Annotated in this window: 18 protein-coding genes; 5 read left to right on the top strand and 13 right to left on the bottom strand. The window is 73.9% G+C overall.

All coding sequences use genetic code 11. The annotated features are described in order from the left end of the window. The first annotated feature begins 32 nt into the window (after positions 1-32). Positions 33-455: a glutaredoxin domain-containing protein gene (locus ACGFI9_RS10305; protein ID WP_393177196.1), complete on the top strand. Its 423-nt coding sequence runs from the start codon at positions 33-35 to the stop codon at positions 453-455. A gap of 99 nt (positions 456-554) precedes the next feature. On the opposite strand, the gene ACGFI9_RS10300 is transcribed toward ACGFI9_RS10305, so the two are convergent. Continuing rightward, complete coding sequence (locus ACGFI9_RS10300; RefSeq protein ID WP_393177194.1) at positions 555-1,316, bottom strand: hypothetical protein; 762 nt, start codon at positions 1,314-1,316, stop codon at positions 555-557. Positions 1,317-1,437: 121 nt separating this feature from the next. Here ACGFI9_RS10300 and ACGFI9_RS10295 point away from each other — a divergent pair, with 121 nt between their 5' ends. Then, positions 1,438-1,923 carry a nucleotidyltransferase domain-containing protein gene (locus ACGFI9_RS10295; protein ID WP_393177192.1) on the top strand — a complete coding sequence of 162 codons (486 nt, stop codon included), beginning with the start codon at positions 1,438-1,440 and terminating at the stop codon, positions 1,921-1,923. A gap of 729 nt (positions 1,924-2,652) precedes the next feature. Here ACGFI9_RS10295 and ACGFI9_RS10290 read toward each other — a convergent pair. After that, positions 2,653-3,729, bottom strand: a complete 1,077-nt coding sequence (locus ACGFI9_RS10290; RefSeq protein WP_393177190.1) for an NAD(P)H-dependent flavin oxidoreductase — start codon at positions 3,727-3,729, stop codon at positions 2,653-2,655. 116 nt (positions 3,730-3,845) lie between these two features. Between ACGFI9_RS10290 and ACGFI9_RS10285 the strand changes: the two genes are divergently transcribed. Further along, positions 3,846-4,142, top strand: a complete 297-nt coding sequence (locus tag ACGFI9_RS10285) for a winged helix-turn-helix transcriptional regulator (RefSeq protein ID WP_393177188.1) — start codon at positions 3,846-3,848, stop codon at positions 4,140-4,142. Positions 4,143-4,473: 331 nt separating this feature from the next. Here the strand turns inward: ACGFI9_RS10285 and ACGFI9_RS10280 are convergent, their stop codons facing one another. Continuing rightward, positions 4,474-5,508 carry an NAD(P)H-dependent flavin oxidoreductase gene (locus ACGFI9_RS10280; protein ID WP_393177186.1) on the bottom strand — a complete coding sequence of 345 codons (1,035 nt, stop codon included), beginning with the start codon at positions 5,506-5,508 and terminating at the stop codon, positions 4,474-4,476. Positions 5,509-5,787: 279 nt separating this feature from the next. Here ACGFI9_RS10280 and ACGFI9_RS10275 point away from each other — a divergent pair, with 279 nt between their 5' ends. Beyond that, the gene (locus ACGFI9_RS10275; RefSeq protein WP_393177184.1) at positions 5,788-6,669 is read left to right on the top strand and encodes an SDR family NAD(P)-dependent oxidoreductase; all 882 of its coding nucleotides are present in this window, start codon (positions 5,788-5,790) and stop codon (positions 6,667-6,669) included. A gap of 11 nt (positions 6,670-6,680) precedes the next feature. On the opposite strand, the gene ACGFI9_RS10270 is transcribed toward ACGFI9_RS10275, so the two are convergent. The 6 genes from ACGFI9_RS10270 to ACGFI9_RS10245 form a co-directional block, all read right to left on the bottom strand. Then, complete coding sequence (locus ACGFI9_RS10270; protein ID WP_393177182.1) at positions 6,681-8,306, bottom strand: glycoside hydrolase domain-containing protein; 1,626 nt, start codon at positions 8,304-8,306, stop codon at positions 6,681-6,683. A 260-nt stretch (positions 8,307-8,566) separates the two neighbouring features. After that, complete coding sequence (locus ACGFI9_RS10265) at positions 8,567-9,805, bottom strand: styrene monooxygenase/indole monooxygenase family protein (protein WP_393177180.1); 1,239 nt, start codon at positions 9,803-9,805, stop codon at positions 8,567-8,569. Between the two features lie 17 nt (positions 9,806-9,822). Further along, on the bottom strand, positions 9,823-10,428 hold the full coding sequence (locus ACGFI9_RS10260) for an ATP/GTP-binding protein (protein WP_393177178.1): 606 nt from the start codon (positions 10,426-10,428) through the stop codon (positions 9,823-9,825). Beyond that, positions 10,406-10,747 carry a DUF742 domain-containing protein gene (locus ACGFI9_RS10255; RefSeq protein ID WP_393177176.1) on the bottom strand — a complete coding sequence of 114 codons (342 nt, stop codon included), beginning with the start codon at positions 10,745-10,747 and terminating at the stop codon, positions 10,406-10,408. The genes ACGFI9_RS10260 and ACGFI9_RS10255 overlap by 23 nt, the downstream gene beginning before the upstream one ends. 21 nt (positions 10,748-10,768) lie before the next feature. Next, positions 10,769-11,227 carry a roadblock/LC7 domain-containing protein gene (locus ACGFI9_RS10250; RefSeq protein WP_393177174.1) on the bottom strand — a complete coding sequence of 153 codons (459 nt, stop codon included), beginning with the start codon at positions 11,225-11,227 and terminating at the stop codon, positions 10,769-10,771. Beyond that, positions 11,224-12,474, bottom strand: a complete 1,251-nt coding sequence (locus ACGFI9_RS10245) for a sensor histidine kinase (protein ID WP_393177172.1) — start codon at positions 12,472-12,474, stop codon at positions 11,224-11,226. The genes ACGFI9_RS10250 and ACGFI9_RS10245 overlap by 4 nt, the downstream gene beginning before the upstream one ends. A gap of 307 nt (positions 12,475-12,781) precedes the next feature. Here ACGFI9_RS10245 and ACGFI9_RS10240 point away from each other — a divergent pair, with 307 nt between their 5' ends. After that, on the top strand, positions 12,782-13,408 hold the full coding sequence (locus ACGFI9_RS10240; protein ID WP_393177170.1) for an SGNH/GDSL hydrolase family protein: 627 nt from the start codon (positions 12,782-12,784) through the stop codon (positions 13,406-13,408). Positions 13,409-13,439: 31 nt separating this feature from the next. Here ACGFI9_RS10240 and ACGFI9_RS10235 read toward each other — a convergent pair whose 3' ends face one another. The 4 genes from ACGFI9_RS10235 to ACGFI9_RS10220 are packed head-to-tail and all read right to left on the bottom strand — an operon-like array spanning position 13,440 to position 19,466. Beyond that, entirely contained in the window at positions 13,440-16,226 is a 2,787-nt protein-coding gene (locus ACGFI9_RS10235) for a hypothetical protein (protein ID WP_393177168.1), read from the bottom strand. Beyond that, positions 16,226-17,359: a Gfo/Idh/MocA family protein gene (locus tag ACGFI9_RS10230; RefSeq protein WP_393177166.1), complete on the bottom strand. Its 1,134-nt coding sequence runs from the start codon at positions 17,357-17,359 to the stop codon at positions 16,226-16,228. The genes ACGFI9_RS10235 and ACGFI9_RS10230 overlap by 1 nt, the downstream gene beginning before the upstream one ends. Continuing rightward, positions 17,356-18,267, bottom strand: a complete 912-nt coding sequence (locus tag ACGFI9_RS10225) for a sugar phosphate isomerase/epimerase family protein (RefSeq protein WP_393177164.1) — start codon at positions 18,265-18,267, stop codon at positions 17,356-17,358. Before ACGFI9_RS10225 ends, ACGFI9_RS10230 begins: the two co-directional genes overlap by 4 nt. Further along, positions 18,258-19,466, bottom strand: coding sequence for a CehA/McbA family metallohydrolase (locus ACGFI9_RS10220; RefSeq protein WP_393177162.1), 1,209 nt, complete (start codon positions 19,464-19,466; stop codon positions 18,258-18,260). The genes ACGFI9_RS10225 and ACGFI9_RS10220 overlap by 10 nt, the downstream gene beginning before the upstream one ends.

Here is a 19,466-nt window from a genome sequence, read left to right as displayed (position 1 = left end):
ACCGGCCACGCCGCCGCGTAGCATTCCGCGGCGTGCTACGGAGTTGGTGGTTCGCCGGTCTGATGCTGGCCTGCGGGGTGCTCGTCGCGGCCAGCCAGGACGAGCCGTGGGTGGCCGGTGCGGAGTTCGTCGTCTTCGCGGTGCTGGCCGTGCTGCTTTCGCCGCTGGTCTTCCCGAGGTCGGTGACCGCCGCGCAGGCCCAGGAACGCAGCGCCCGCGACGGCCGACCGATCGTGTACTGGCGGCCTGGTTGCCGGTACTGCCTGCGGCTGCGCCGCCGGCTCGGCCGCCGCGCCGGTCGGGTGCACTGGGTGAACATCTGGCGTGACCCGGACGGGGCGGCGGCGGTCCGGGCGGTCACCGGCGGCGACGAGACGGTCCCCACGGTGGTGGCCGGCGGCGAGGCCGTGGTGAACCCGGACGCGGGTTGGCTGCTGCACCGCCTCACCCCCTGACCGGGACGACTGCTGACCAACCTCGGCGGATGACCCTGCGGAGCCGGTGGCTCGACGCCCCTCCGTCCGGCGGGCTGCCGGATACGGCAACGGTCGGGCTCATCGGGTCACCGACGTACAGTCCTTCTCGTCCGGGAGCAATGGCCGGAACACCACGGTGAACAGGTCGGGGCCGCTGCGCCACCGCGTGTTGGGCGAGGCGGCGCTGGCGAGTCCCGTCGCGGCTTCGGCCTCGACCCCGGCCAGGACGGCGCAGGTCTCCTGCTGGCCGGCCTGGAGCGGCCGCAGTGGCCACGGCAGGGTCGGGTTCCCCATATCGGGCGAGCTGCCGGTCGAACTCTCCGGAGCGCGCCACGCCACGATCGCCATCCGCGCCGGACGGTACGGCACCGGCGCTGCGGCCAGATCACCGCGTGGCAGGGACCGCAACCGGGCAATAAGCCGGTCGATCAGCCAGACCCGGGCACCACCGGCCCCCACGTGCACGGTGGAGATCTGCCGCCGCTCGCCGGCTAGGAGCGTGATGACGGTGGTTCCACCGTCGCTGATCTGCTCCTCGCTGTGGAAGGTGCGGGAGAGGGCCAACCCGGCAAGGTGGGCGTCGCGATAGACCTGGCGGTACGCGAGGCGGGTGAGTCGCTGATCGTGCACCACGTTCCGGGCAGGCATCCGGGTCAGATCGGTCGCCGTGGTCACCACCCGCCCGTCGCCGTACACGGAGATGTCGGGGACGGCAAGGTGGAGGCGATCGGAAAGCGACATGCCCTTGACGAACTCGATCCGCAGCACGAGCGCGGCCGGGTCGCGTGGTGGCTCCGGGCCCCACCAGGTGAAGTGGTGGCCCACGCCGAGGATTCCCACCAGGACAACTGCAAGGGCTCCGCAGATGAGCAGGCGACGCCGCCGGACCTTCACGAGATCCTTCGACCGCCCGGACGTACGACCGGTTCCCGAAGTCTCGGGTGCGTGTGAGACTCGCCGGATGGTGACGGAGGAGCGATCCCGGGAAGCCCTATCGGTGGTCGACCTGGTGGCCGGGTGGGCGGCTGGGCACGAGGACGTCCGCGGGGTGGTCGTCGTCGGCTCGTGGGCCCGCGGGACCGCGCGGATGGACTCCGATGTCGACGTCGTGGTCCTCACCGACAACGCGGGGTACGCCGAGCCGGAGGTCTGGACCGGCCTGCTCGCTGGCGAGGTCGTCCGGTCGGCGGACTGGGGACCGCTGCGGGAGGTCCGCGTACGCCGGCGGTCCGGGTTCGAGGTGGAGTTGGGCGTGACCCCGGTGAGCTGGGCGGGCACTGACCCGGTCGACCCGGGCACCCGCCGAGTCATCAGCGACGGGCACCGGGTGGTGCACGATCCGGCCGGGCAGCCAACACGGCGGGAACGTCATCGCGCCAGACCAGCCGGAAGCCGTCCGATGTCGGCCACACCGGTGGCCGGGTCACGTCCACCGAGTTCCATGTGATCGACAGGTCATCGAACTTCTGGTGATTGACTTCCAGACGCTCCCCGGCGAAGTCGAGCACCACCGGGCAGTCGGCAAACCACTCGTCGCTCTCGGTGTCCCACACTACCCACGGGCCCGTCAGCCCGCGGCCGACAAGCCTGCCCAGACGCCGTCCGTGATGCTTCGCGACCTTGTCTTTCCCGTTCAACCAACGCGGCTGATACCCGGCGATCCCGAAGTCGAACACCGGCCAAGTATGCCGGCCCCCAACGCCTCCGGCGCTTGTCGTCGACGCTCCGGCAGGCCTGCGCTCATCTGCCGCAGACCGCGCGTCACGGAGCGCGGCCGGCTGTCCACGGATGGCGGCGGGCGCCGATGTGAGGGCATTGCGACTGGTGGCCGGCAGCGTCGGAGGAGTTGCGGCTCGCGCAGGGCGGCGACGGCCGGCGGCGGGACTGGCCGGGTCAGAGGATGGCGGTGCGGGTGATGGTTGCCGTGCCGCCTACCAGAATCGTCGGACCGGTCGGGCTTTGGCGGTGGAGGTGGTGATGGCAGGGCTGCCGAGAGCGTCGACCATATCGACGCTGAGGTCGGTGACGCCGCGGTCGGTCAGGTGAGGCGACGCAGGCGCCGGGGGCGAGCAGGTCCGGGGCGACACCGAGGGCGGCGACCGCGATCGTCGCGGACACAGGTGTTGACGATGCTGATCGGAAACGGGCACAGCCTTCCGGCGGACCCGTTCACCGATCATCGCTGCCGCGTCCGATCTGCGACGTGCCGCGTCGCGTAACCCAGCTGCTCGAGGGTGGCGGCGGCCTGCGCCGCGACGTCGCGGACTGCCCGCGCCGCTGGGGGAACATCGTGGACGAACTGGACTGACTGCCCGGCGTAAAGAGCCATATCGCCAACGTCACCCGTCATGCCGGGCAGCGGCATCAGATCCTCGTACCTGTGGTGAGCATGACCGGCAGCGTCGACGGCCACGATGTCGCCTTCGCCGGGCCGTCGCGGCGCCGGGGGTGATCCGGCCTCCTCCCACCGCTGCAGGGTCGCGTTTCGCACGGCGCGATGCGCCGCCTGCGGCCATCCTCCGTCGAAACAGTGGGTGTACACGGCGTCCTCGGCTGCGGCGTCAAGGAGATGCTGCCGGTAGACGTCGTGGGTGAATGCCTCGGTGGTTGCCAGAAAACGCGTGCCGAGCCACACGCCCTGCGCGCCGAGAGTCAGCGCCGCGGCGACACCGCGACCATCGCCGATTCCCCCCGCGGCCATGACTGGAACCGGATCCACCGCGTCGACCACGGCCGGCACCAAGACCATGGTGGTCGTCGTGCCGCGAACGTGGCCGCCGGCCTCCCAACCTTGAGCCACGATGATGTCGACGCCGCAATCGGCGGCATCGACAGCCTCCGGCACGCTGCCCACCGTGTGCATGTGCAGTGCTCCGGCCTGATGAATCTGCCGGCTGACGCGTGAGGGGTCACCCCAAAAGGTGGAGATGATCGGCACGCCCTCGTCCAAGCAGACAGACAACGTGTCAGCCATCGGAAAGTCCAGCACCAGGTTCGCTGCGAACGGCTGCGCGGTCAGGCGGCGCACCAGGCCGATGTCGCGGCGCGCTTGCTCAGGGCCCCGCCAGGTCAATGCCAGCATGCCAAGACCACCGGCGTCGGCGACCGCTGCGACTAGTTGTGGTGCCGCGGCGGAGCCGATCGGCGCCTGGACAATCGGCACGTCAATGCCCAGCCGCTCGCACAGCGGAGTGCGTAGCATGATCATCCTCGACTTCCTCCGCTCTCTCTCGTGCTTCTGAAACAGAAGCACCGGGCGGGACGATACTGTATCGGAAACCGAAGCGCCAGGGGGAGCGGAAGGTGGCAACCATGGCAGTGCCGAGGCCGGGACGGCGGGTTCGGGGGTCAAGCACTGGGCGACCCCTGATGGCGGCGCTCGACCTGTTCGGACGCCGATGGAACCTGCGCATCGTCTGGGAACTGCAGCACGGCGCGCTCGGCTTCCGGGCACTTCAGCAGCGCTGTGACGACATGTCGTCCAGCGTCCTGCGACAGCGGCTGACCGAACTACTCGACGCCCGAATCGTCGAACAGCAACCAGACGCCGCCTACCACCTCACCGAGCTAGGCCATGGCGCCTATCGCGCGTTACGTCCACTCGTCCGATGGTCCGACGAATGGGCAACCGCCCTGACCGACGATGACTCGGCTGCGCGGAGCTAGACCGCATGGACGTCTGAACGGCGGCAGTCGCAGTGGTTTTCACGAACTCTATGCCGCCGTCCATGCGCTACGGCGAATCCCGGCTCGCTCGGGACTGGGTTTGCTCTTCCGCCTGTTCGAGCCGGCCTCGGTGCCAGCGAGTGAAACCCATAGGGCTCCCGTCGGACTCCTGCAGAGTTCGGAACCCGCCGTCACCGGCTGTGTCGTCCGCCCGCATCTGACCGCCAGCGGGCCCACTGATGACGAGGGCTTCGCGGTAAGCGCAGCCGAGGTGACCGAGGTTGGGCAGTCCGATGGAGTGTTCGGGCGAGAAGACGACGGCTTCCGCGGGTCAGAGATCGCGGGTGACGTCGGCGATGATCTCTGCCGCCGGGGCGGCCCGGGCGGCCCGCCAGCCGGTGCCGGCCCACAGGTGCAGGCGGTCGGCGTCGCCGGCCTGGGCGGCGGCGGTGCGCAGCGGCCGGGTCAGGTGGTGCAGCGCGGGGTAGCCCAGCGGGGCTTCCGCGTCGTACCGGTCGATGAAGGCGTTGCGCAGCCCGCGGGCCGGTCGCCCGGTGAACGCGCGGGTGACCACGGTCCCGTCCCGCCGTGGGTCGGCCAGCGCGTCGCGGTGGGTGCGGCTGGTGCCGCTCTCCGCCGCCCGCAGCAGCAGCGTGCCGACCAGCACGGCGGTCGCGCCGGCGGTCAGCGCTTCCCGCACGTCGGCCGGCCCGGCGACGCCGCCGGCGGCGAGGACGGGCAGCCCGGTCCGGTCGGCGACGAGGCCGACCACGTCGGGCAGCGGCCGCAGGGGCGGCGGGGCGGCCGGGGTGAACGTCCCGTAGTGGCCGCCGCCGTGGCCGCTCTGCGCGACCAGCCCGTCCACCCCGAGGTCGGCTGCGGCCGCGGCCTCGGCCGGGTCGGTCACCGTGACCAGGACCCGGCTGCCGGCCCGGCGCAGGTCCCGGACGACGGCGGCCGGCGGGAGCCCGAAGGTGAAGCTGACCACCGGCACCGGGTCGCGGACGAGCAGGTCGAGCTTCGCCGCCCAGTGGTCGTCGTCCTCGACGGGGGCGGCCGACGCCAGGTCCAGCCCGTAGGGCGCGCCCTCGGCGGCGATCCGGCCGGCGTACCGGCGGAAGTCGGCCTCGCCGACGGGCACCGGGGTGGGCACGAAGACGTTCACGCCGAACGGCAGGCCGCCCACCCGTGCCGCGGCGATCTCGTCAGCCACCGCCTCCGGGGTCTTGTAGCCGGCCGCCAGGAACGCGAACGCGCCGGCCGCGCCCACCGCGGCGACCAGCGTGCCGGTGGTGGGTCCGCCGGCCATCGGCGCGGCGGCGACCGGTACGTCCACCCCGAGCAGTTCCTGGCGTCGCCTGTCCATGCCCCCAGTCTGCCGTGCGCCGCCTGGCGCCGTCCGCCCGGTGGCGCCCTGTGGTCGCCGGCTCGATGGTGCGGGCTCCTGCGGTGCGGGCGGATCTCCGGCGGCGACGGGCCGGGCGGTCTACGGTGCAGAAGGGCCCGGACGGCCGGCCGACGGTGCCACCCAGCCTCCTAGGACGCCCTAGAGCTGGTGACCCGGTCCGGACATCCCGGGGAACCGGCCGAGGCGGCGACCCAGGGGAGTGGACGGACGCGACGGCGGTGTGGAGGTGAGGGGCCGATGTCCTCAGGCACGCCGTCGGCGCGCCCGCTGGCCGGGCGGGTCGCCGTGGTCACCGGCGCCGCGCGCGGCATCGGCCGGGCCGCCGCCGTGGCCCTGGCGGCGGCCGGCGCGGACGTGGCCGGCATGGACGTCGCCGGTCCGGTCAGCCCGATCCTCGACTTCCCGCCCGCCACCCCGGAGGACCTGGCCGAGACCGGCCGGCTGGTCACCGCGGCCGGCGTGCGCTGGTCCGCGCACGTCGCCGACCAGCGGGACATCGCCGCCGTCCGGGCCGTGGCCGAGGCGGTCGAGCGGGACCTCGGCGGCGTCGACGTGCTCTTCGCCAACGCCGGCATCCAGGCGTTCAAGCCGCTGCTGGAGATGGCCGACGCGGACTGGCACGACCAGATCGACGTCAACCTGACCGGCACCGCGAACGTGCTGCGTACCTTCGCCCCGCTGCTCGTACGCCGGGGTGGCGGACGGATCGTCGTCACCTCGTCCACCCAGGGCCAGCACGGCACGAAGAACGGGGCGGCGTACTCGGCGTCGAAGTGGGGGCTGATCGGGCTGGTGAAGTCGGCGGCGCTGGAGCTGGGCGCGCACGGGATCACGGTGAATGCGGTCATCCCCGGGCTGGTCGACACCGCCCTGACCCGGCACCAGGACCGGTACGCGCAGGCCATCGCCGAGGCCGGACGGACGCCGTCCGGGGATGCCGCCGCCGACGAGCGCACCGCGGTCGAGGCGCTGCGGGCGAAGACCCCGCTCGGGGTGCCCTGGGTGCAGCCCGAGGACGTCGCGCCGCTGGTGGTCTTCCTCGCCTCCGACGCGGCGCGGATGGTCAGCGGCACCTCGTTCGCCGCGACCGCCGGCGACAGCGCCCACGTCACGGCCTGAGCGAGGTCAGCTCACAGCAGGGGTTGCATCCCGCTCCAGCCCGCGCCGCTGCGGATCCTGGTGGGGAAGCTCGTGCCCTGACCCGGGTAGCGGTACAGGTAGCCGGTGGCCTTCTCGACGGCGAGCAGATCCGGGTTGCCGTCCCGGTCGAAGTCGCCGGCGGCGACCAGGTCGCGCATGCTGTTCCAGCCGGCGCCGACCGACAGCCTGGCGCCGAACCCGCCGGCCCGTCCCGGGTAGAGGAAGAGGTAGCCGGTGGACTTCTGCCGGGCCAGCAGGTCCTGGTAGCCGTCGCGGTTGACGTCGCCGATCCCGGCGAGCTCGTCCATGCTGTTCCAGCCGGCGCCGACCACGATCCGGGAGGCGAACGACGTGCCGCGGCCCGGGTAGAGGTACAGGTATCCGGTGGAGGTCTGCACGGCCAGCAGGTCCCGGTAGCCGTCCCCGTCGACGTCCTGGGCGGGGGTGATCTCGCGCATGGTGTTCCAGGCGGTGCCGATGCGGATCCGGGTGGCCCACCCGGACGGGCTGTGCGGATACAGCCACAGGTCGCCGGTCGCCTTGTTCCGGGCGATGACGTCCTCGTGGCCGTCCCGGGTGAGGTCGGTGCGGATGATGAGGTCCATGCCGTTCCACCCGGTGCCGATCGTGGTGCGGTTGACCAGGGACGTCCCGTTGCCGTGGTAGAGACGCAGGTTGCCGGTGGCGGTCTCGCGGCTCAGCAGGTCGGACCAGCCGTTGTCGGTGAAGTCGCCGAAGGGCGTGGCCGGGATGGGCGCGACGTCCAGGTAGTCGTTGTCGATGTTGATGGTCACGCCGCCCCAGGTCTCGTTGTGGCCGCCCCGGTACTGCTTCATCCGCCGCTGCGGGGCCCAGTACGCGCCGGGGATGGCCGGGTCGGACACCGTCGCGACGCCGTCCCAGCGGGCGAAGTCCAGGTAGTCGGGGTGGACGTAGCCGGGCGTCTGGTAGGCGGCGACCTGGTCGGCGACGCCCGAGGCCAGGCTGCTGTAGAAGCCGGAGAGGTAACCGAGGTCGTGCAGCCGCCCCGTCCACGCGCTCATGAACGCGAGCACCGCGGTGCGGCAGGCCGGATCGTCGGTCCGGTACGCCTCCATGTCGAAGATGAGGACGCTCTCCGGCGCCAGGCCGAGCGCCTTCGCCTGGGCGGCCGCGTCCTCGGCCTGGGCGCGTCCCTGTGCCGACGCGGTCGCCGGGTCGATGAGATAGCGCTTGGTGGACGTCGTGCAGGGCGCCTGCAGTCCGAGGTAGATCGGCATCAGGTGCCAGCCCGCGGCCTGCTGGGTGGCGACCCATGAGGGGGTCAGGTTGGGCTGGGTGCACGCCCGGTTGATGCCGCCGAAGTAGATGCCGATCGCCCGGTAGGGCGAGGCGTCCAGCCACGCCTGCATGGTCGCGGTGGACGGGGCGGTGCACGCGTCGAAGCCCAGCCCGGTGAAGCTGCCGGGGGAGGGGTCGGTGGCCGCGACGGCTGCCGTGCGGGCGGTGGTGGCCGGGGCGGTGGCGGTGTGGGCGGAGGCCGGCGCCGCCGCGGTGAGCGCCAGCGCCGTGCCGGCGCAGACCAGGAGGGCACGGATGGGGTGGCGCCGGGCGCGCGGGAGGTGGTTGCTGTCCATGCCGGTCTCGATTCTGGCCTGGTGACCAACCGACTGGTCCTGTCCTCCAGGGCAGCAGGTGCGGCGTCCATCCACCATGGCCGAACGGACTGTTTCGCCTGATGAACGGCAGTGCGGGTGGCCGATCGTTCCGGCCCGGGACCGGGGTTTCCGCGCGGTGCCGGCGCGGCGGGCAGCCGGACGTGGGTCCGACCGCCCGCCACGGAGGGTGCCCGCCGGGCGGGGGATCCCGGCGGGCGGCTCGATACCGGTCCGACCGGTCAGCCGCTGACGCTGGCCAGGTACCGCTCGGCCGCGTCCGGCGTCATGAACCAGTCCCGGAAGTCGTTGGGGTCGCTGAACCCGTTGGCGAAGCGGCGGGCGACCGTCGGGTTCTGCGCGGCCGCGCCGAGCAGTTGCTGCACGTGCGGCGGCAGCGGTTGCAGCATGGCGTTCGTCCAGCCAGTGACGGCCTCGCCCGCGCCCGCCCAGAACCGTTCGAAGGTCTGCGTCATCCACTCCCGGTCGAAGGGCTGGTCGCCGCGCTCCAGGATGGACCCGAGGTAGGAGTACGCGCACTTCGCGGCGGTGTTGCTGCCCTGCCCGGTGATCGGGTCGTTGGCCACCACCACGTCGGCCATGCCCAGCACCAGCCCGCCGGAGGGCAGTTCGGCCACCGGGTGGCGCACGGTCGGGGTGTACCGGCCGGAGAGGGTGGCCCGCCCGTCGGTGAGCTCGACGTCGGCGCAGCGCTCGTAGACCCACGGGGTGTAGCGGTGGACCAGGTCCAGGGTGAGTTTCAGGTGCTCGGCGGGGTCCCGCCGCTCGGTCCACAGGTCCAGCGGACCGCCCGGCACCGCCTCCCAGAAGAGGATCTCGCACGGTCCGGAGTGGGTGAGCGCGGGGATGACGAACAGCTCGCCGAGGCCCGGTACGGCGTTGAAGCCGACGTGCGGCACCGGCAGCAGCGGGTCCGGGGCCATGCCGTGCACGTACGCCACGGCCAGCCCGCGCTGCGGCGTGTCATACACCGAGCGCTGCGGGTCCCGGTCGAAGACGCCCACCAGGTCCCCCTTGCCGGCGGCGACCACGGTCAGGTCGTAGCGGCCGAGCCGGGTCAGCCCGTCCAGGTCGGAGGTGGTGACGGTCTGGTAGAGGACGGTGCCGCCGCGCTGTTCGAACAGTTCCAGCCAGTCGGCCATCTTGATCCGCTGGTCGGTGCTCTGCGCCGGTTCGTCGAGCGGGGCGGCGATCCGCAGCGCCCGCTCGCCGGGCGGCGCGGACAGCGACACGTGCAGTCCCTCGATCCGGGGCGCCTTGTCCGCCCACAGGTCCAGCCCGTACCGACGTTCGGTGCCCAGCGCCGTGGCGAACATCGCCTGCGTGCTCATCACCCAGCCCCGGCGGATCTCGTCCGGCGTGCGGGCGGACATGACGGTCACGTCGTAGCCCTCGGCGAGCAGGCTGAGGGCGAGCTGGAGACCGGACTGTCCGGCCCCGACGACAAGGATCTTGCGCATGGTTCCTCCAGGTTGAGCTACCGCGCCGCGAGGGCGCCCGCGGTGGGCCGGGGGGTGCGGGACATGGTGTGTTCCACGACCGTCAGCAGCGCGCGGGCCACCGACGCCTGGTCGCGGGCGTCGCAGGCGGTCAGGGGTACGTGGGCGGGCAGCGCGAGCGCCGCGCGGACGTCCTCGAGCGGGTGGTGCAGCTGTCCGTCGAAGAGGTTCACACACACCACGAACGGCACGTCGCTGTCCTGCTCGAAGTAGTTGACCGCCGGGAAGGAGGCGGCCAGGTTGCGGGTGTCGACGAGCACCAGCGCGCCGACCGCGCCCCGGCACAGGTCGTCCCACATCGGCCAGAACCGGGGCTGGCCGGGCGTGCCGAACAGGTACAGCACCAGGTCGGGGCCGATGGTCAGCCGGCCGAAGTCCATCGCCACGGTGGTGGTCGTCTTGTCGATCCCCGGGTCCAGCCGGTCCACGGTCTCGCTGGCCGCGGTCATCCACGCCTCGGTGTTGATCGGCGGGATCTCCGAGATGGACCCGACGCAGGTCGTCTTGCCGACCCCGAAGCCGCCGGCAATGACGATCTTCGCCGAGGTCAGCAGCGGATTGTCAGGCAAGCTTGCGGAGGCCATCGCGCAGTCTCTCCAGGAGGCGGAAGTCGACGTTGTCGTGGTCGTGGTGGACGAGCAGCCGGTCGGTGGCGGCCAGGTCGTCCACCACGACCCGGGTCACCCCCAGCGACATCCCGCAGACGGCGGAGAGTTCGGCGACCGAGCGCGCGGCCCGGCGGGCGTGCTCGTACAGCGAGCGGGCCTCGGGCAGCAGGCCGGAGGCGAACACGGCGTCGTAGTAGGGCACCGAGACCAGGGTGTGCACCAGCAGCGGCTGGCGGGTACGGGTGCGTCCGGCGGTCAGCACGTACGGCCGTACCTTCCAGTACCTCATCGGCATGATCAGCTTCCTTCGGCCGGGTCAGCGGGGTTGGCTGGCGGTCATCCGGTGCAGCTCGTGCCGGACGGCCGGGGTGAGGGCGTGCCACACCGCACCGACGAACTGGGTCATCCGGTAGGAGACGATCCGCAGGTCGCAGCCGGGGGCGGCGACCACCGCCAGGCCGGCGGACTCGCCGACCCGCATGAACAGCAGGTGCCCGCGCGGCAGCCGGACGGTCAGGTACTCGGAGGCGCCGAGGTCGAGCAGGGCGGCGCTGCGGTCGGCCATGCTGAGCAGGCCGGCGGTCAGCGCGGCGAGCTGGTCGCCGAGGTCGCGGCCGACGCCGTGGGAGGCGGCGAGCTGGAGGCCGTCGAGGGACACCAGCATCGCGTGGCTGACCCCGGGTACGTCCTCGGCGAACTGCCGGATCAGCCAGGCGCAGTCCGGCAGCCCCTGGCCGGCGGTGGCCGTACCGTTGCCCGGGTACGTGTGGGTCATTGCTGCCGTCCTTCGTGGTCGGTGGGGGTGCGGGCGTCGCTGACCCCGGCGGCGAACGCGGCCGTCTCGTCCGGCCACGCCTCGGGCGGGGATCCGGCGCCGGGCTCGGCCGGGGGGCGGGGCATCGGGGTGTGGTCGCGGACGCTTTCGGGCACCCTGCGGGGCAGGCCGGTGGCGGGCTCGGACGGGGTGGCCGTGCCGTTGACGGTGTGCAGGCGCACGGTCGGGGAGTGCGTGCTGTCCTGCGCGGCGGGCATCGGCGTGCTCCAGGGGTCGGTGCGGCGCGTGGCGGGGGGTGGCCAGGCCGGTGGCGTGCCGGTTGGGACCGGACCGGGGCGTGGCGACCGGGGCGCGGGTGGCGCGGCGGCGGCCGGGTTCGGATCGGGCGACGGTGGCCAGGCGGCTGCGGCGGCCGGGTCCGGGATCTCGCAGAGCAGCGCGCCGGGGACCAGCACGGTGGCCGTGGTGCCGCCGGAGGGCCGGTTGGTGAGGGTGACCCGCAGCCGGTGGGCGACGGCCAGGTGGGCCACGACGGCGAGGCCGAGGTGGGCGGCCGGGTCGAGGGTGACCGGGGTGTGCGGGGCGCCGCCGAGCAGGAGGTTGAGCTGGGTCAGGTGGTCGGGGTGGATGCCGACGCCGGCGTCCTCGATGCGCAGCAGGACGCTGCCGTCCTCGGTGATGAAGCCGGAGACGATGACCGGGGAGGTGGGCGGGGAGAACCGGGTGGCGTTGTCGAGCAGTTCGGTGAGCACCCGGATGACGTCGTCGGCGGCGAACTCGACCACCGCCAGGTTCACCACCTGGCCGACCCGGATCCGGGGGTAGTGCTCGACGGCCGAGGTGGCCGACCGGACCACGTCGACCAGGGTGACGGTCTGCGGGTCGGCGTCCTCGACCCGGCGGCCCAGCAGCACCTGGAGGTTCTCCGCGTGCCGGCGGATCCGGGTGTTCGCGTGGTCGATGCGGTAGAGCCGCTCGAGCCGTTCGGGGTCCTGCTCGTCGGCCTCGACGGCCTCCAGGTGGGAGCCCATCTGGTACGCCGAGGCCATGATCCGCATCGCGAACTGCTCGCAGATGGCCGGCCAGGGGCTGGGGCGCTCGTCGGCCGGGGGTGGCGGTTCGGTGGGCTCCGGTGGGGCGACGGCCCACTGGGCGACGGTGGGATCCAACCAGCGTGCCGCCCGCTGCCGCCAGGTGGCCCGGCGTCGACCTGCCGAGGCTGCTGGGGTGATGTCGGTGCTTCTCACGAAATAACCGGCCTGTCCGTGATGATCGGCTCTGGCATGGTGGAGCAGTCAACCACCGTTTGTGGGCTGATTGCAACGGCCAAGGTCAACTTCGGGTGAATTTTCCGCCCTGCCCGCCGCCTTGCCACGAATGCTTCATCGGTGCCGGCCGGCGGAACGCAACAGCCGGACGGAGAAATTTTCCCGGCGTACCGGTCGGGAGCGGGCCGGCGGGACGGTCACCGGCTGCCCGCGTGGGTGGTGCGGCACGACTCCGGCGGCTGCGGCATGATCATGGCAGCAGCGTCCAGTGGGGAGGAGACGGCGGATGACCGTGGAGGTGCCGCGCGGCGGCAGAGTGCTGTTCATCGGCGACAGCATCACCGACGCCGGACGGGACCGGACCTGCGGCGACGACCTCGGCACCGGGTACGCGATGATGGCCGGCGCCTGGTTCACCGCCCGCCATCCCCGCCACCGGGTCGGCTTCCTCAACCGGGGCGTCAGCGGTGACCGGGTACGCGACCTGCGCGCGCGCTGGGAGAGCGACTGCCTGGCCCTCACCCCGAACGTGGTGTCGATCCTGATCGGCGTCAACGACATGTGGCGGCGGTACGACCGGGACGACCCCACCAGCGCCGCCGACTTCGCCCGCGACTACCGGCACATCCTGGAGTCCACCCGCCGGCTGGGCGCGCGGATTGTCCTGGTCGAGCCCTTCCTGGTTCCGCTCGACGACGAGCAGCGCCGCTGGCGGGAGGATCTGGACCCGAAGGTCGACGTGGTGCGCCGGCTCGCCGCCGAGTTCGACGCGACGCTGGTCGCGGTGGACGAGCTGTTCCAGGCCGCCGGCGTGGACGAGCGGGTGTGGACCCGGGACGGGGTGCACCCGACCCCGTTCGGGCACGCGCTGATCGCCCAGGCGTGGTTGCGGGCGGTCACCCCGGCGGCCTGACGGGGTCGGGCCGCGCCCGACCCCCGCCCCCTCACCCGGCCAGATCGAGCTGGACGGTGGCGATCTCCCAGGCCCGCAACGGCAGCCGGACCAGCCCGCCGTCGGCGACCGGCAGCGCCTCGCCCGGCCGGCCGCGCAGGTCGGCGCGGCACCCGGCGCGTACGGGCCGGCCGGCGCCGATGACCGCCGCGGTGTCCCGGCTCGCCACCACCCGTGCCTCGATCCGGCCGTCCCGCTCCCGGACGCTGGTCAGCGTGACGCCGTCCCCCTCGACGGTCAGCCCGGTCACCGGCGCCGGCAGCGCCGTCGACGGGTCGCCGCCGCCCGGGAAGGCCAGCAGCTCGTGCCGGTACGCCTCGGCCGCCGTCGCCACCCCGGCGGAGTCCCAGTCGCCCCGGAACGGCAGCACGGCGAGGTCGACGCTGCGCCCGCCCCGGCACTGCGCCTGCGGGGTGGGCAACTGCGGGCCGGCGGGCTCGTCGCGCAGGGCGTGCCGGTTGCGCGACAGCATCCCGATCGCGCGCAGCACGGTGACCGCCAGCTCCCGACCGGAGTCGGTCAGCTCGTACTCGGTCGGCTGGGTCAGCAGGACCGCGAGGGACCCGTCCGCGCCCCCGGCGGCGACGAACCCGTTGGCCGGGAACGTCGGCAGCGGCATCTCACCACCGCCGCCCTCGGCGGTCAACCCGCGTTCCACGACCGCGAACTGACCCTCCGCGTACGACGAGCGGGCCGGGGACGGCAGCGGCAGGTGCAGGCGTACCCGGTGGTCGTCGCAGCGGTTGTCGAAGTGCAGCCGCAGCCGGGCGAAGGGCTCGCCGGCGCGGACCTCGACCCGGGTGGTGACGAGGGTGGTCTCCCGTTCCACCCGGCGCGAGCCGGCGTCGATGTCGGCGCCGACCGGCCAGCGGTACTCGCGGACCACGTCGAGCACGGCGACCACCGGGCCGTCGTGCACCACGACGGTGCGCACCGCCCGGGGCTTGTCGACCAGTTCGTCGGCGGCCGGCGGGGCGTAGTTGTAGCTGTCGCCCACGTCGCCGCCGTCGACGAGCCGGCCGATCCCGTCGACGCTCAGCCCGTCCGGGGTGGACAGCCGCAGCGTGCCGTCCTCGGCGACCTCGACCCGCAGCAGGCCGTTGTCGACGGTCCGGCCGGTCACCGTCACCGGCGGGGCGTCATCCCGCGACGGGTCGGCGAGTGCCGGCCCGGCGGCCGGTCCCGGCAGCGCCGCCGCGTGGGGCAGGGCCACCGGCCGGAAACCGGCGAGACCGAGCGGCGGCACCGTGACCCGCGCCGCGACGGTCATCCGGGGGGCGGCGACGATGCGGACCCGCCAGCGGTCCGGGCCGGCCGCGTCGGCCAGGGCCAGCCGGACGTCCTCGACGTCGAAGGTGGGGTCGCCGTGCCGGGCCACCTCGAAGGTGAGGGTGGCGTCGGCGGGCGACACCGACCAGGCGGTGATCTCCTGCCCGTACAGCTCGGTGCCGTGCACCCGGGTGAGGATCGCCGGCAGGTCGGCCGCCGGCACCAGGTCGTCGGCGAGCAGCGTGCGGGCCCGGTCGAGGACCTGGGCCGGGGCGACGGCGCCGGCCGCGTCGACCAGGCCGACGGGCCCGTCCGCCGGCGCCTCGACGTCCAGCCGGACCAGGGCGGTCCGGGGCGCCGGGGTGGGGTTGAACAGCAGGTACCCGTCGCGGGGCACGTCGGCGGCCAGCCGCGCCCCGACGAGGTCGCAGACGGCCCGGCCGAGCTGGTCCGCCTCGGCCAGCCGGGCGGCCACCTGCTCGGCGGTCTCGTCGCAGCCGCACCCGGTCACCGAGTCGTGGCAGCTCGCGTCGATCAGCCGGGTCCACGCCATGTCCAGGAACCGCTGCGTGGACGGGTCGCCGAAGAGCGCGGCGAGGGGTTCGGCGTACCGTTCGACGCGCCGCTCGGCCCGGCCCATCGCCTGCTTCAGGTGGGCGCGTACGGAGATCACGCCGGGCAGGATGTTGGCCCGGGCGTGCGAGCGCAGCTCGCCGGCCACCACGGGCAGCCCGTCCACCGTGGTCGGTTGGGTGGCGAAGTACTCGGCGAGGGTGCCCAGCCGCAGGCGTACCCCGTCGACGTCGGCGGCGGCGAGCCGGTCCGGGGCGTCCGGCGCGGGCGCGGCGTGGTCGGTGCCGTACATCGCCAGCACCGGGGTGTCCACCCCGTCGGGCCGCCAGGCGGTGAGCCGTTCGGCCAGGTCGGCGGCCCGGCGGGTGACCAGCCGAGGGTCGTCCATCAGCCCGGCCGCGTTGCCGTAGCCGCCGGGCAGGTACTCGGTGCGGATCGTGGTGCCGTCCGGGGAGCGCCAGGCGAAGCTGTGCGAGCGCACCCGCTCCGGTACCCCCCGGAACACGCAGGCGTGGGCCAGGCCCGCGCCGGCCAGCAGCTGCGGCATCTGCGCGATGTGGCCGAACATGTCGGGCAGGTAGCCGACCGGCATCGCCCCACCGAGTTCCGTGCTACGGGCCAGCCCGCGTTCCAGGTTGCGGACGATGTTCTCGCCGGAGCAGAGGAACTCGTCGAGCAGGATCTGCCACGGCCCGATCGCCAGCCGGCCGGCCCGCACCAGCGCCTCGACCTGCGCCCGGCGTTCGGGACGGACCTCCAGGTAGTCGTCGACCGCGGCGAGCTGGCCGTCCAGGGTGAAGCGCTGGCGCTCGTCGGTCGCCATCCGGTCGAACACCTCGTCGAGCAGCGCCACCAGCCGCAGCCGGAACCGCTGGAACGGCTCGTACCACTCCCGATCCCAGTGGGTGTGCGGCACCACGATGATCTCCGTCGGCATCAGTTGCCCGCCTCTCCGCCGATCGCCGCGCCGGTCAGCTCGCCGTAGCGGCGTACCACCTGTTGGCTGGTGCGTAGGTCGGCGGCGCCCTCGGCGACGCCGGTCAGCGGGCGCGCGCCCGCGGTCACCATCGCGTGGAAGGCGACCAGTTCCTGCTCGAACGCCTCGGTCACCGACCGGAACGCGGACCGCCGCTCGCCGCCGTCGTGCCGGTCCACCACGGTCAGCGTGGTCGGCGCGTTCAGCAGGTACGGCGACGGGAAGACCAGTTCCAGGGCGCCCCGGGCGTGGTGCAGGGTCACCGTCTCCCGGTAGGCGGGGACGTCGGGCAGGTTGAGCCAGCGGATGCCGTACCGGCCGCCGGACGGGAGCCGGCCGGAGATCTCCACCGACGGCTCGGCCGGGCCGTCGGGGAGCGGCCAGGTCGCCGCGTGGTCCACGGTGGCCGGCGCCCCCGTGAACAGCCGCAGCAGCGACAGGTCGTGCGAGATGCTGTTGATCAGGATCTGGTAGAGGGCGCGGGCGCCGGGGTCGGTGCCCACGGCGGCGTCCAGCAGCCGTTCGTCGGCCGCGCGCAGCCGGGCCACCGCCTCGGCGGGCAGGTCGCGGGGCGCCGGGGGCAGGTTGGCGAAGGTGAGCTGCTGCTCCCCGGCGGCGTGCAGGACGGTCACCTCGACCGCGTGCACCGCCTCCGCGCCGCCGATGCCGTCCAGCAGCCGGGCGGCCTCGGCCACCGCCGGGTCGTACTGCTTCATGTAGCCGACCATCAGGCCGGCGTCGGCCCCGGCCAGCCGGTCGGTCTCGGCGAGGGTGTAGGCCAGCGGTTTCTCGCAGAGCACCGGCAGGCCGTGGCGCAGCGCGGTCGCGGCGAGGTCGCCGTGCGAGCCGGAGGTGGCCAGCAGGACGGCGTCGCAGCCGCCCGCGCCGAGCATCCCGGCCGCGTCGGTGTGCCGGCGGTCCGGTTCGACGCCGTACCGGTCGCCGAGTTCGGCCAGCCGGGTCGGGGACAGGTCGCTCAGCGCGACCACGTCGAACAGGTCGGCGCGGCGTTGCAGCAGCGGCAGGTGCACGGTACGGGCGATGACGCCCAGCCCGGCCACCGCGATCCGGATCCGCTTCCCCGGCTCGGTCATCGCAGGGCCTCCTGCAGCCGGCGCAGGTTGGCGTGCTGGTCGGCGCGGATCCGGTCCAGGTCCCGGCCCTGCGCGGGCGCGTCCTGCTCGATCACCAGCCAGCCGGTGTAGCCGGTCTGGTCCAGCTCGCGCAGCACGGCGGCGAGGTCCACGTCGCCGGTGCCCAGCGGGCAGAACCCGCCGGCCGCGACGACGTCGGTGAGGCCGCCCCCGGCGTCCCGCACCCGCCGGTGTACGCCCAGGTCGGCGCCCTTGAGGTGCACCTGGCCGATCCGCCCGGCCCACCTGCGGGCCGCCGCGACCGGGTCGCCGCCGGCCAGGGTCAGGTGCCCGGTGTCCAGGCAGATCGCCACGTCGGTGAGTTCCAGCAGCCGGTCGGCCTCCGCCTCGGTCTCCACCAGGGTGCCCAGGTGGTAGTGGAACACCGGTTCCAGGCCGCGGTCGCGGCAGCGGTCGACGGCCTGCTGCACCCGGGCGGCGAAGCCGGGCCATTCGGTGGCCGGCAGCGCGGTGGTCAGGTCCGGCGGGGTGCCGGGGCGGGCCATCCGGGCCGGGTCGCCCGGGCAGGCCAGGGTCGGGCGGGGCGCGAACCGGGGGTCGTCGACGGTGACCGCGGTGAACACGTCCAGCGCCGCGTCGAGCTGGGCCAGGTCGGCGGCGAAGCCGTCCGGGTCGGTGAAGCGCAGGTCGACCCAGCCGCCGGCCAGCCCGATCCCGGTCGCGGCGAGCCGGCGGTCGAGCAGGTCGCCGGTGCCGAGGTAGCCGATCGGGCCGGAGTCCACGCCGGTGTAGCCGTCCGCGGCGAGCGAGGCGAGCAGGTCCTCGGGACCGACCTCGGGGTCGGTCGGCTGGTAGATGCCGTAGTTGACCGGGGCGCCGGCCACTCTGGTACGTCCGCTCAGCTGCACAGTGCGATCACCTCCATGCGGTGGGACTCCAGGACGTGCAGTCCGTCGGCGGCCGGCAGCAGGCACCGGCCGCCCCGGACGACCCGGTGCCGGCCGTCGGGGTAGCCCAGCAGCGCGCCGTCCGCGTCCAGGGCCAGCAGCTCGTCGCCCAGCCGCAGCAGCAGCGGCGCGTCAGGGCCGGCGGAGATGGCGGTACGACCGGCCGCGAGGGCGGCGCGGACGGTGGCCTCGTCGGTCGGGTCGCCGTCGGCGAGGATCCAGGTGGTCGGGGCGCCGGGCAGCGCGTCCGCGCCGGGCCGGTGGAAGTCGCTGCCCCCGATCGGTACGACGTCCGGCCGCCACGCCTGCGCCCAGGCGAGCGGGGCGCCCCAGGTGCGGTCCCACCAGCCGGAGTGCCACACCTCGGCGAGCCGGGTCCGGGTGGCCAGCGGCTGCCGCCAGGCGCAGTCGCCGCCGAGCGGGTGGTTGACCGACATCAGCCCGCCGGCCCGTTCCGCCGCGGCGAGCCAGTGGTCGGGCGGCTCGCGGAAGTCGATCCAGCCGACCGGCCCGAACACGTTGGCGTGGCCCCGGTCGGTGGTGACCTCCTGCCCGGGCAGCAGGGTGATGCCGTACCGGCCGGCGGACGCGGGCAGGTGGGGGTGGTGGCTGACCGTGTTGTGGTCGGTGACGGCGAGGAAGTCCAGGCCGCGCGAGACGGCGAGGGCGGCCAGCTCGTCGACGGTGGACACCCCGTCGCTGTGCAGGGTGTGCGCGTGCAGGTCACCCGCGAGCCAGCGCCGCCCGTCCACCGCGGGCAGGTCCCGGCGCGGCGGGCGGTCCGGCCGGGGCGGCGCGGGCGCGGCAGCCGGCGGCGCGGGCGGGGTGGTGCTGGTGGTGGCGGTGACCTCGTACGGCAGCCTGTCGGGTGGGATGCGGTGCAGCCGCAGCAGCACCTGCCACTCGCCGGGCTCCAGTTCCCCCGGCAGGTAGCCGGGGGTGGCCCAGTCGCCGGTGATGGTGTACTCGTCGCGGGCGCCGCCGGACCAGCCGCGGAAGCCGGCCGGCCCGAGGCAGCCGAGGTCCAGCACCCCGGCGTCGCGGGGGTGGTCGAGGCGTACGGTGAGCGCGGCGGCGCCCGGGGCCACGGTGACCGGCAGGGCCCGCATGATGCTCTCGGCGCGGTCCCGCAGCGTCCAGGTGCCCCGGTGGGTGACCAT

Origin of the sequence: Micromonospora sp. NPDC048930 (genome assembly GCF_043197935.1) — a bacterium.
Lineage (GTDB): Bacteria > Actinomycetota > Actinomycetes > Mycobacteriales > Micromonosporaceae > Micromonospora.
Note: the sequence above shows the minus strand (reverse complement) of the source record. Positions and strands in the feature narration are given on the sequence as shown.

Bases quoted from the DNA above. Each gene is read 5' to 3' on its own strand.
- ACGFI9_RS10295 (WP_393177192.1), top strand. From the start codon at position 1,438: ATGGTGACGGAGGAGCGATCCCGGGAAGCCCTATCGGTGGTCGACCTG.
- ACGFI9_RS10285 (WP_393177188.1), top strand. From the start codon at position 3,846: ATGGCGGCGCTCGACCTGTTCGGACGCCGATGGAACCTGCGCATCGTC.
- ACGFI9_RS10280 (WP_393177186.1), bottom strand. From the start codon at position 5,508: ATGGACAGGCGACGCCAGGAACTGCTCGGGGTGGACGTACCGGTCGCC.
- ACGFI9_RS10275 (WP_393177184.1), top strand. From the start codon at position 5,788: ATGTCCTCAGGCACGCCGTCGGCGCGCCCGCTGGCCGGGCGGGTCGCC.
- ACGFI9_RS10270 (WP_393177182.1), bottom strand. From the start codon at position 8,306: ATGGACAGCAACCACCTCCCGCGCGCCCGGCGCCACCCCATCCGTGCC.
- ACGFI9_RS10265 (WP_393177180.1), bottom strand. From the start codon at position 9,805: ATGCGCAAGATCCTTGTCGTCGGGGCCGGACAGTCCGGTCTCCAGCTC.
- ACGFI9_RS10260 (WP_393177178.1), bottom strand. From the start codon at position 10,428: ATGGCCTCCGCAAGCTTGCCTGACAATCCGCTGCTGACCTCGGCGAAG.
- ACGFI9_RS10255 (WP_393177176.1), bottom strand. From the start codon at position 10,747: ATGCCGATGAGGTACTGGAAGGTACGGCCGTACGTGCTGACCGCCGGA.
- ACGFI9_RS10250 (WP_393177174.1), bottom strand. From the start codon at position 11,227: ATGACCCACACGTACCCGGGCAACGGTACGGCCACCGCCGGCCAGGGG.
- ACGFI9_RS10240 (WP_393177170.1), top strand. From the start codon at position 12,782: ATGACCGTGGAGGTGCCGCGCGGCGGCAGAGTGCTGTTCATCGGCGAC.
- ACGFI9_RS10235 (WP_393177168.1), bottom strand. From the start codon at position 16,226: ATGCCGACGGAGATCATCGTGGTGCCGCACACCCACTGGGATCGGGAG.
- ACGFI9_RS10230 (WP_393177166.1), bottom strand. From the start codon at position 17,359: ATGACCGAGCCGGGGAAGCGGATCCGGATCGCGGTGGCCGGGCTGGGC.
- ACGFI9_RS10220 (WP_393177162.1), bottom strand. From the start codon at position 19,466: ATGGTCACCCACCGGGGCACCTGGACGCTGCGGGACCGCGCCGAGAGC.